Genomic DNA, 11119 nt, shown 5'->3' with positions numbered 1-11119 from the left:
CCGGCAACCTCAAATGACTTCAAGCCGGTAGGTATCGGCATCACCGACCAATTCAAAGAACAGCTCACCATCCGAAGACCGAGGGCTGTCAGATGCGAAGGACCAGAACGAAGAGTGCTGCCTCGCATAGGTGCAAAGCGCGGCCACCAGCGGATGGGCCTTCCACAGCTCGGTCATCTCACGTCGATGCAGGCCCGGCATAAAGAGCGGTGCAAGCTTCTGCTTTTGATCCAACGAAAGCTCAGCCAACTCCTGCCCATGCTGACTGATCCACTTGCCAATCAAACGAATGTCGCTGTGGTAGCGCGCATCGGTCACTTGAAGCTGAGCAATACGGATTTTCTGCGGTTCTACAACAACCCGGCAGGCAACGTATTCATCGCCATCCACCAGCGGAGCACTGGCATTCTGCAAAGCGAGCTCAGGAGTGGGGCTGGCATAAATGGCATGCCGGCGGGACGGCATATTCTTCGGCCGAAGAGACTCCCAGAGGTTGTCGACAACATAGGGAACATTGCTCGGAATCCGCATCGTCGCGTGGCGACGAAGACCTTTTTCTGCACCTGCCAACTGGCTGGACGGAATCGCCCGGAACAGCTTCATGTGAATCTCCTTATGGGGAAACCCGGGGAAGCGGCAGAGGGGGTAGATCTGGATCCACGTTGTAACCGATCATGAAGAGGGCTTTCTCGAGCTCTGCAAGGGAACCAATGCTTGGGTTGCAAACCATCACCTGTTGCAGCAGCTTTCCTGCAAGCAACACCTGACTTGCCCAAAGCTGGCATTGAGCGGAGCTGAGCTTGAAAAACTTATACCCGCCCAGAGATGGGTCTCTATTGGTTTTACCCTTGCCAGCCCCCCATCTAAAAGCCAAATCGGAAGGCACACTTGGCAGGCCAACACGCATGAGCCAAGAACGGGCAAGCAGCCCGAGCGCAGCACCAACACGTCCGTCGTAGATGATGATGTGATTAGGGTCTGCCGCTGCATAGATCTTTGTCATAGCGGAGTTCATCAGAAACTCTTTGCCATCGAATGCAGCAAACCCTTGAGCAAATCCAGGCTGAAGCATTTGAACTGCCCGCATAATCGATTGGCACAGCGTCTTATGCTGGTACTGATTATCGACCCAAACTCGGGATTTATCATCAGGGTCTTGCGCAACGTTTCCCCAGTCGAAAATATCCAAACAGGCTTGGTAAGCAGCCGCTTGATCCCGCACAGCGAGCGCTTGCCTTAAACGAGCGGCAATGCACTGGAATGAGCGAGGTTTAGGAGCATCAGGCCAAGAGTAGTGAGACGATGCTTCCCAAAGTGAATGGCACCACCAGTATTGCACCGAAGAGTTAATACGCCCTTTCCAAGGCTTCCAGCTCGGATGTTTGCTAGTGCGATAGCTATGCAGCAGCCCTGCCCCCGAAGCATCTCCCACTGGGAGCAAACCACGCATTTCGTCCGGCACCTCTGGCTTGCCCCATAAATCAGCCAGGTACTGAGCAAAGGCTTTTTGATTTCCAGTCAGACTCATTCCCTTTCCCTTAATCATCTAACCCCAGCACCTTTTGATATCCCTGGTGGGGAATACAGCCGGCATGCTATGAGCTTTTGCATACCTGTTAAATAGCGCCATCCGATGCACACAACTCTCTAGCCCAAAAGCTTCCCTGGCAGACCGCCAGATTTCTCCAGAAACGAAACAGTAGCCCATCAGGATCCGGCGGGGACTCAAAGGTAGAAAAGTAAAAATCGGTAAGCCGTTCAGTAGCCAGTACCTGCCCTTTCATGGCCGCCCACTGCAACCAGTAGAGGCCAAGCGTGGGATCATACTCAGTTGATGCTTCATCCAGAGCCAGTCTGCCGAGTGAGAAGCACGCCATCGCGTCATGCTCAGCCGCACCTCGCTTGTACCAACTGATGGCTTTACCATGATCGACGATGACACCCTCATCCCCACGCTCATACAAACTCCCTAATGCTTGCGCAGCACAGGGAATCCCAGCTTCGAAAGCCTGCTCGTAATAGCCGATGGCCAAGCCCGGATTGACCGGCAAGCCCTTGCCGTAATAGGCCAGCTCGGCGAGATTGAATAGAGCCTCAGGGGCTCCCATCACTGCCGCAATCTTGAATAACCGCCTGGCCAGCGCAGGGTTCGGCTTCAGCCTCAGACCATTAAGCCAAAACCACCCTAGATCATTGATCGCATCCGCATCGCCCAACAGAGCCTGTTCACGCAGCTCCACATAGCGATTTCGAATTATGATCGGATCAACCAATCCAAGAAGCGGATTTGCTTCCTTGATCTCGTGATAGTTAACACCCGCCTGCCCGCTCAGCTCCATCGCTCTCAGCGATGGCATACCGACTCCAACATAAAGACGTTGCAACTCGTCAGGCTCAGCCAGCTCGACGTAGTCAGCCCGGGGAAGAAGGTTGTCCATAAGATTGAAGATGTCTGCAGATTTGCTCATGCTGCTGCCCATCGATGATCGTGTCTGACCATTTTCAACGGCCATGCGACAACCTGTGTCGCACACAAACAAGGACGGAAGTGTGGAACAGCTGCTTCGCCATGAACTCATTCTTGGCCTTCTCCCGAACAAGGAAAGCGCTCTCGATAGCAATGCCATTCACCAACGTGTAGCCAACCAGGGTGTCCAGGTTGATAAGCGCACCATTCAGCGTGACCTGAGCGAGCTAGAACAGAAATTCCCCCATGTGCATAGCAGGCCAATGGGAAAAGCCAAGTTGTGGTGGGCAGAAAAGTCGCTGTCGCGACTGAGCATGCTGCCAACAGATGCAATGAACCTCGTCATGATCATGGATCACGCGGCTAGATTCGGAATGGCGGTGCAGGTTGAAAACCTGGCCCCCTTACGGGATTACGCGATATCTCTGTTGAAAGGAAACCGACCCAGCCGGGACTGCTCAGGCAAAATCATCAGCAATACCCGCTTCATTGTCCTGGAGCCAGGGCAGGTAAAATCAGAGGTATTAGAGGTTATTCAGCAAGCACTTCTAGATGATTCATCTATCGAAGCGCTCTACCTCAAGCGCGGCGCCAGTGAGCCACGAACACTACATCTCAAGCCACTGGGTCTTTCCTACCAAGACTCCAATATCTACCTCGTTTGTATTTTCAAAGGCTTGCCCGAAGGCAAACTGGCCTCCCTTCCCCTGCATCGCTTTCAATCTGCCAAGGCTACATGGGAAGACCTGAGAACTCCTGACGGTTTTGAGATGAACTTGTTCGAGGTCAAGCGCAGCCTGATATCCCAGAAATCTGAGTACCCGACTCAACTGAAGCTGCGCATTTCTCAGACGCTCTATGAACGCCTAGACGAGAACGCGCTCACTGCCGATCAACAGCTACAGCCCACCGCTGATGGCTGGTGGCTGATGATGGGCAGCCTGCCTCTTAGCCAGGGGCTGGAACTATGGCTATTGAGCCAGGGCGAACACCTGGAGGTTCTTGAGCCGGTTGAGCTAAGGCAACAAATGGCCTTATCGGCGCATCGGATGGCGGCACTGTACGAACAAGGTTGAATGCGACACAGGCTGTCGCATACCCGAACCACTCTGTCTCCTGTCATCTGACCATGGAGACCCAGCAATGAAGACCTACTCTGCCTTCCTACAGCGTGTGACACCTAATGCGGGACCACGAGCTAACTTTACAATCACGGTACAGGCCGTCAGCTCCGAGATGGCTCGCGTCACGGCTGAAGCCCAATACCCCGGTTACAAGTGCGCAAACGGCCCCGTGCAGGTGCGCTAAAGATGAACGACGCGCATCGCAAGCGCATTCAGCCTAGCGACTATCTGTACCACCTTTTAAACCAAGGTGACGATACCGAAAGCGCTAAGACAGAAACGCACCAGAAAGCTCTCAATCTACGGGGACAATACTCGGTAAGCTTCGATATCGCCTTGATCGCAGAAACACAAGCCGAAGCTCAGCGACTAGCAGACCAAATACTTGAACTGCCCAGGGCTTATTTCCCCGAAAGCATCAACTGTCTCGACAGGCATCGTTTTTCTGCTCACGGACTAGACAAACCTTGGCCTGAACAGCAATTTGATGAGCTTCATTTTTTCTGCTCATCTCCAGACCAGCTACCTCCCGCGAGTCACCTAGATCGACTAGCAGCCATCATCCACATCCATCATTTAGCCCCATGCATGGCACAAGCATATCCGAGTTATCGCAGCTATCTATGGTGCACTGAACAAGCTCTGTGTGACTTCTGGGCAAGCCTGTACTTAGCAAGAGAGATGCAAAGCATCCCAGGGTTGAACTGGAATAGTTACCCCACATGGCAGTTGCCTGAACACTGCATTGGTCAAGCAGCAACTAGCTGGGGCTCAACACCAAATGCAGCTATAGATTCATTACTAGCGCAGGCTGGGCATACAAGACTCACTACTGCGGTCGATGCAATCCTCGTAATAGAAGGCAATTTCGATATGTCGATAAGCGACTATTTCGACTTATTGATCCTGCTAGAGGCCGAAATCAAATGCGATATCGCACCCACTGGCTGGGTAGCCCCTGAATACTCAGGTTATGGCCTAAAGCTGCTCACATTCGGCCCACTTAAAGACCAAAGTTGACGCAGTGGAGAACAGTGCATGGATAAACAACAACCTAGGCATTTGCTGCAACTCCTTGCTCAAGGCGCATCACTCAGCAGTAAGAATAGGGCACTGGCGTTTCCCTTGCTGCAGCGGGCTTGCGCCCTGCTCTGGCGTCTTAAGCCTGTTGGCTACCCAGTGTCAGTCTTTGAATTGGAGCGCAAGCTGAGCATTCCCCTTGAGGACTGGCTGCCTTCGACTATCAGGGCCGACTACTCAGGCCCCTTACTGTATTCCAACATCGCCACGCAAACCTGCAATGAGATGCTGCTTGAGCTCGACGTAAGGGAGCTGTGGGAGCAAGTCCAGGCCAGCGTAAACCGGGTCAAGCAAGCGTGCCGCCTTCGGGCTGACGGTGAGACACACTATCGAAACTTCCGGTTGTTTCTGATTGAGCATGGCGTGATCGTGCCCTTCCAGGCCCAAGAATCCTTCGTTCCACTCAATCTTTCTCTAAGCGAGTTCTACGAGCCCATCCCCCGCCACCTGCACCATAACGGGCTTCTGTATCTATGCCCCGAATGCAAATGGCCGATGAATGCTCAGCGGCACCAGGTCAGTTGCGACTCCGCTTGGTGCCAGGACAAAAAGAGTCTTTTTGTTCGTGATGGTTCGAGACTGATCAACCGTGTAGACAACAGCATTCTTCTGGGACACCCCGTCGAAGACCGACTGATGCTCAAACCGCCATTATGGAAATTCACGCTCCAACCTGGACTGCTTGAGGTTGCGCTCGCAAGCGCGCTCGTGGCGAAAGGGTTGGAGGTGCAGCTGTGGCCTGATGTGGATCGAACGGATCTGCGTATCCGTCTTGGCCACACTTACCAGGATATTGATGCCAAGGTCTGGATATCGTCCTACGAGCTGGCCAAACACATCGAATCAATCCCCTCGAGCAAGCCTCGCTGGATCGTAATCCCAGATTACCAGATGCAGAACATTCCCCTGCTCCGCCAACGCTGCCCTGCAGGGGTTGCGGTCTTCACGCAGAGCCAGTGCGTAAGGGAGGCACAAAAACATGCAGCCCCTTTCTGACATTAGTACAACGCTTTTCCTCGCCCTGGCTGCGCGATATGTGGGCAGTGAACCCATGCTGGCCGATGCAGCAGCTCTCTGCGCGGGCCGAACACGCGGCTGGAGCACCTGGTGCGCGCTTCAGGACGCTGATCAGCTGCTGATAGCCGAGAGCTTGCGGCTCAGGCCTTCACTTGTAGCCCAACCCAAGCGTTTCCTGATGAGCGCCGAGGCGATTATCAAAGGTGAACGCAGCCCCTTTGAGTTGATCGACGCGAGCAGGCTGAGTGACGAGCTCCACGAACAGGATTGCTATCGCATATCGCCGCACCTGAATGCCGACCAGCTCATCAGGGAATACTTCGAGGCACTCAAGTATGGGCGGGCGACACCGGTCTATGCCCAGCTCCCAGAGTCTGGGGACGTAGTCCTCAAGCATATCGCTGGAGATCAGGTCAGGGTTTTCGTTGTACCTGAAAGCGAGCGGAGCGTCCTCGAAGTCGCTGACTGCCACATCCATATCCCCTCATCGCCCGCTGTGCAGGAAATCGAGTGGGAGCTTGGCTCACTACGCGAACTCGCCCAGCAACTCGATGCAACGCCCAATCTCCACAGCCAACACGAAGCCTCCCTGACCAACATTTGGGGATCAGAACCCAGACGCGCAGCAGACTCGGGCAATTTTTACCGCGTGAATGCCCCCACTGGAACCGGCAAAAGCGTTGCCATGGTGATGATGTCGATTGACGCGGCTCGCCGAGGTCACAGAGTCGTGATTGCGGTACCGACGCTAGTCGAACTGGAAAACACCGTACGTATTCTCAAGCAGTCGCTAGCTGTGGCAGCGGCTGATCTGAAGGTTGCACCATTGCACTCAGCGACGCGGGTCTATGAGCGTGCACAGATCCAGTTCGCGCAGAGCAATACTGCGTCCGCGTACGACTATGCCTGCCTGCTGGATGCTTACGCGTCCGACCTCCTCGACGTCGAACCCGGTAAAGAGCCTTGCTTCAACGTTCGGGTATCGACCCAGGAGGAAGGCCGACTTAAGCATTCAAAACGGCTTAACCACTGTCCTTTTCTCTTCAAATGCGGTCGGACCAGAATGTTGTCAGAAGCTCTTGAAGCCGACATCGTGGTGATCAACCATCATGCCCTATTGTCGGGCACTACGCGCATTCCGCTGTCCGACGCCGACCAGTTTCCTGGACCGCGCAGCCTGATCGAGTTGCTGCTCCGGACTGCCCCGGTGTTTCTCGTCGACGAAATCGACGGTCTGCTGAAGTCTGCCATAGACAGCAGTGTCATCGAGCTGAAGCTTGGCAACCAGGGTGACAATAGCCCTCTCTTGCGCCTGTTCAATACCGTTGTTGGCCGGTCAAACATACTTGGGATTGATCGAAGCAGTCTGTACCGGGTGAACTGGGCGCTAACCTATTGCACGCTCAGTGTGAGCCAGCTCATGAACCTTCAGCAGGAAAAATATTTCGAGTGGCCAAAGAAGGAAACAACCTGGTCAGATGCCGACGACACCTTCATTACCGAAAAGCTGGGAATCAATCGCGAGGAGCTGGAACAGCTGTTCAACAACACGAACCGCATACCACCCCACCTGGAAAGGCTAAGTCACCACCTTGCCTGCTGGCGCTCAAACGATGGCGAACACAAGCTTGAAACCCTGGCGGTCAACCTTGGTCGTCTCATCAAGGCATTGTCCGACAGTGGTCTGCTTCCTGCACCGCTGAAAGAGCATGACCAGATCCGCCTAAAAGCATCGTTGATCTTGCGTGGCACGCTGCTGGTCATCGAAACACACCTGCGAAACCTCCAGGTTGAGCTTTCTGGCTTCGTCAACGCCGAGGTCCCAAACGCTTATGAGGTTCGAAGGAGCATTGCAGGGCCAGAGCCGTTGAGCCCTACCCCCAACGGCCCCTTGCAGCGGGCCGTGTTTGGTTTCAAGCGGAAAGACAGTAGCGACAATGACTCGACCCTGAACGTCGTCGCCATGCGCGGTGATCCGCACAGCACCCTACTTTCACTTCCGGATGTCAGCGCTCTGGGCTATGCCGGTGTGAAACGGTTGTTCATAGGGTTCTCTGCCACTGCATATTTTCCCGGAGCCAGTGCTTACGACCTTCGAGCCAAAGACTTCATCGACGTTCCGGATGCAGCTGGTCAGATCACCTTCGAGAATGTCAACCAAACGACCGCCATCTCTGGTGCCGCCTTTGCGGAGCGCAAGTTCCTGGTATCGAAATTTGCCAAAGAAATATGGCCCTGGGCGAAAGCCCGTCTCCAGAGTCTGGCAAACGACCCAAAGACCCAAGAGCGCGCTCGCCTGCTCTTGGTCACCAACAGCGACACGGATGCTGAAGTGCTGGCCATGACCCTCGCGAAAATGCAGGGTGGCCCAGGCCAATTGGTAGGCTGGGTGCGAGGACGACAGAGCGAGTACAAGCCATCCTCACTCGAAGCACAGCAAACACTTGTCTACGACGACCTGGCGGAATTCACCAGCGGCCGGCATAAGGACAAGACGTTGCTGGTCAGTGCGCTTGGCCCTATGGCGCGCGGCCACAACATCGTAAACGCCGATGGTCTTTCGGCGATTGGCGCCGTAGTGATCTGCGTCCGTCCACTGCCCTCTTCGGACAGCCCAAACAACAACCTTGCCCATATCTGCTACGAGACGGGGAAAGCGGTTGCCTTCTACAGCAGCCCTGGCTTGCTGATGATGCAGGAGCGAAAGCATTCCAATGCTCTCCTACAAAGTATTCGTACCGCACGCCCGGCGTTTAGCCAGCAACCGGATAACATCCGTCATTACACCATCATGAACATCCTGGTGAGCCTCACTCAACTCATCGGACGGGGGCGTCGAGGAGGTACTCCGGTAACTTGTTACTTCGCTGATGCCGCGTTTCTGAATGGCCTCAAGCCTTGGCACGAGATGCTCAACGAGAGCGTCCATCAACTCAAGAAAGATGGGGATTGGGATCAGTTCGAACGTCACCATGCCGGCGTCGCATCAGCACTTCTGAAATACATCAATGAATCAAGAAAGGACGCGAGATGAAGGCCCTTGAGCTACGCACCAGCCTATTCAAATTTGATGCGACCCAATTGGGGCAAGCCTACCGTGTGGTAATCGGCCCCCAGTATCTCGACGCGTGGCAAGCGCTTCAGGGGCTGGTTAAAAAGCCACATCCGGGCCTGCCTACGACAGGATTGGAGGAGATGCTTGCGGTTCTTTCCCGGGGCCCCGTAAAGGTGGACCTATTCCCCCAAAAAGAGGGCGGTGTCTCGGCGATTATCATGCTCTATCCGCTGTCAGTCGACACTATCAACGAGGTGCTCCACCTATGGTCGATGGACGTCCTTAGGATTTGGAACGAGCAACTGGTCGGCATTGAAGGAAAGTTGATCGTCACCGACGTGGTGCCGCTGGATACAAGTCACCTAGTCACGCCTGGAGACATTTCATCGCTCGCATATACGGTCATTCCTTGGCTGGTGGGGCAAGCCCTCATACAAAAGCCCATGCAGGCGGCGATGCCCATCAAGCTGTACCAGGCAGCTGATTCCAGCTTGCTTGCATGGGATGACCCTATCGTTTCCGAAAATGATGTCCGATATGCCAGTGCACTGCATGCTATCGAGCCGACTCTTGTCTTGCTGCACGGTCGGCCGCAGCCTTACATCCAGCTACGTGTGAAACTGACCCAGGTGATGCCCAACCTTGTAGGCAAGAAAAAACATGCCTGGGTCAAAACCGGCGACCTGATCGTCAAAGCGAAGCTCAAAACCAAGAAGACGGTCGAAGGCTGGGAAACTACGTACGAGCACCCTGTCGAGAAGCTGCTGACCTTCATGGGCGTACAGTCGTTTCCTCCAATGGTCGACGGCGACATCCCCGTCGACAGCGACGTGAGACCCATCTACGCCATCCCACCGTCGAATCCAATGATTGCGTCAGGCCCTGGCCCGCTGTTCCTCGACCAAGCCGGCTTTCACCTCCTTGCAAGTCTGCCTGGAACGGCTCCGCTTCTGGTCAAGAAGGCGGTGGCTAGCTTACGAGAGGAGAAGGTTGTCAACACGGGAGAGGCCGCCAATCTGAACGCGATGGTACTCGCAGCACACGCTGACGTGATGCTGCGGCTACATGCAGCCAGTACCACCCTGGCCCAGGACAGCAAGTTCTTCGATAAGGTGATGCCTCCTCTCGTGGCACTGACACGCCTGGATGTACCAGACGCGCAGCGAATGCTTGAAGGAAAACATGACAGCAACAGCCTAAACGACTGGCTAATGAACCATGTGGTGCCCGCTAGCAAGCAGGCTTCTGAAAATGGCGCAAAGGTAATGATCGTTGAGACCAGTACGTCCGCTGCCTCTCAGGAAGCAGGGCTAGACCCCAAGCACGTCATTCGAAGGGTACTGGCAAAGCACGGCATCGCGACCCAGTTCATCATGCATATCGACCCTGATGCACAAGCTAAGAGGCGGAAGACCAAAGCGGATGATCGTGATTTCAAAGCTACCAACTCGATCATCGAAGCGATTCGACTAAGCGGGCACCTCCCCGTTCCGACGCCCAAAGTAAAATCGATGCCGGCGAGCACAACGGTGCTGTCGATTTTGCTGGATAGAATTCAGGATAAAGGCCCGGCCATCTATCTGCCGGTTATCACCCGGACGGTGTTGGGCGGGAATAAACCAGAGGTTTTCTGGTTCGAATCTTGCTTGGACTCCAATGGCAAATGGTTCAGCTACGGCGAGGGCTTGGCCGCCATCCACGGGACGGACACTCTGCTCAAGCCTGACCAATTGAAGACATTGGTCACCCAATCCTTGCTGGACTGCAAGATCAATTCGAACGACTCGTTGATCGTCTGCCTCGATGCCAATCTAAGAACCTTCTATGGAGCATTGAAAGATGGCCCCGGGGAGGGTCTTCCTCCCGTCCCATCAGATGCCGCTGTCGTCCGCATTCGAGCCGATCACCAGGTAGCACAGATCAGCGGCAACCACACCTTGTCTCCCAACTCGGCTCACTACATCGGGACGAAGGTGGGAGCTTTTCAATCTTGCGAGAGCGCCTCGGTATTTTATTTCGTGTCACCGTCTAAGCAGTACGGCAGCGTTCGCTCACAGCGCGAGAACACAAGATACGACGTATCAGAACGAGACCTGCGAGATCCATGGCAGCAGTTGGGCGTAACAGAAATCACGATCATAACGCCCGGGGCATTTAGCACTGCGACAGTGATCGCTGAACAGGTCGCCTTGCTGTGCAGGAACCCTTCACTGTGGGACGGCTACCTGCGTCTGCCTGGGCCCATGCACTTGGGCAAACAAGTAGCGGCAGACCATCCAATTTTGGAAATGCGACGCAAGTCTGAAGCGAACCGGTATGGAAATTAGGGAATCTAATGTGTGGAGGCACTGAAGCCGGTCAAATAGTCACTTGTTA

At 54.6% G+C, this 11119-nt stretch carries 8 protein-coding genes; 5 read left to right on the top strand and 3 right to left on the bottom strand.

The genetic code is table 11. From position 1 onward, the window contains the following. Positions 1 to 9: 9 nt before the first annotated feature. From ACYCFC_RS00790 to ACYCFC_RS00780, 3 genes are all read right to left on the bottom strand, one after another. The gene (locus ACYCFC_RS00790) at positions 10 to 603 is read right to left on the bottom strand and encodes a hypothetical protein (RefSeq protein WP_459652861.1); all 594 of its coding nucleotides are present in this window, start codon (positions 601 to 603) and stop codon (positions 10 to 12) included. A 10-nt stretch (positions 604 to 613) separates the two neighbouring features. Then, on the bottom strand, positions 614 to 1528 hold the full coding sequence (locus tag ACYCFC_RS00785; protein WP_459652860.1) for a hypothetical protein: 915 nt from the start codon (positions 1526 to 1528) through the stop codon (positions 614 to 616). An 88-nt stretch (positions 1529 to 1616) separates the two neighbouring features. After that, positions 1617 to 2513: a tetratricopeptide repeat protein gene (locus ACYCFC_RS00780; RefSeq protein ID WP_459652859.1), complete on the bottom strand. Its 897-nt coding sequence runs from the start codon at positions 2511 to 2513 to the stop codon at positions 1617 to 1619. Between the two features lie 37 nt (positions 2514 to 2550). On the opposite strand from ACYCFC_RS00780, the gene ACYCFC_RS00775 reads away from it, so the two are divergent. The 5 genes from ACYCFC_RS00775 to ACYCFC_RS00755 all read left to right on the top strand — a co-directional run bounded on the left by ACYCFC_RS00775 (position 2551) and on the right by ACYCFC_RS00755 (position 11070). Beyond that, the gene (locus tag ACYCFC_RS00775) at positions 2551 to 3543 is read left to right on the top strand and encodes a helix-turn-helix transcriptional regulator (protein WP_459652858.1); all 993 of its coding nucleotides are present in this window, start codon (positions 2551 to 2553) and stop codon (positions 3541 to 3543) included. A 234-nt stretch (positions 3544 to 3777) separates the two neighbouring features. Next, positions 3778 to 4611 (top strand): hypothetical protein, encoded by an 834-nt coding sequence (locus ACYCFC_RS00770; RefSeq protein ID WP_459652857.1) that lies wholly within the window; start codon positions 3778 to 3780, stop codon positions 4609 to 4611. An 18-nt stretch (positions 4612 to 4629) separates the two neighbouring features. Continuing rightward, entirely contained in the window at positions 4630 to 5667 is a 1038-nt protein-coding gene (locus tag ACYCFC_RS00765) for a restriction endonuclease-related protein (protein WP_459652856.1), read from the top strand. Further along, positions 5651 to 8722: a hypothetical protein gene (locus tag ACYCFC_RS00760; RefSeq protein ID WP_459652855.1), complete on the top strand. Its 3072-nt coding sequence runs from the start codon at positions 5651 to 5653 to the stop codon at positions 8720 to 8722. Before ACYCFC_RS00765 ends, ACYCFC_RS00760 begins: the two co-directional genes overlap by 17 nt. After that, positions 8719 to 11070, top strand: a complete 2352-nt coding sequence (locus ACYCFC_RS00755; RefSeq protein WP_237262513.1) for an RNaseH domain-containing protein — start codon at positions 8719 to 8721, stop codon at positions 11068 to 11070. The genes ACYCFC_RS00760 and ACYCFC_RS00755 overlap by 4 nt, the downstream gene beginning before the upstream one ends. The last annotated feature ends 49 nt before the right edge of the window (positions 11071 to 11119 follow it).

This window comes from Stutzerimonas sp. NM35, from assembly GCF_054604355.1.
Note: the sequence above shows the minus strand (reverse complement) of the source record. Positions and strands in the feature narration are given on the sequence as shown.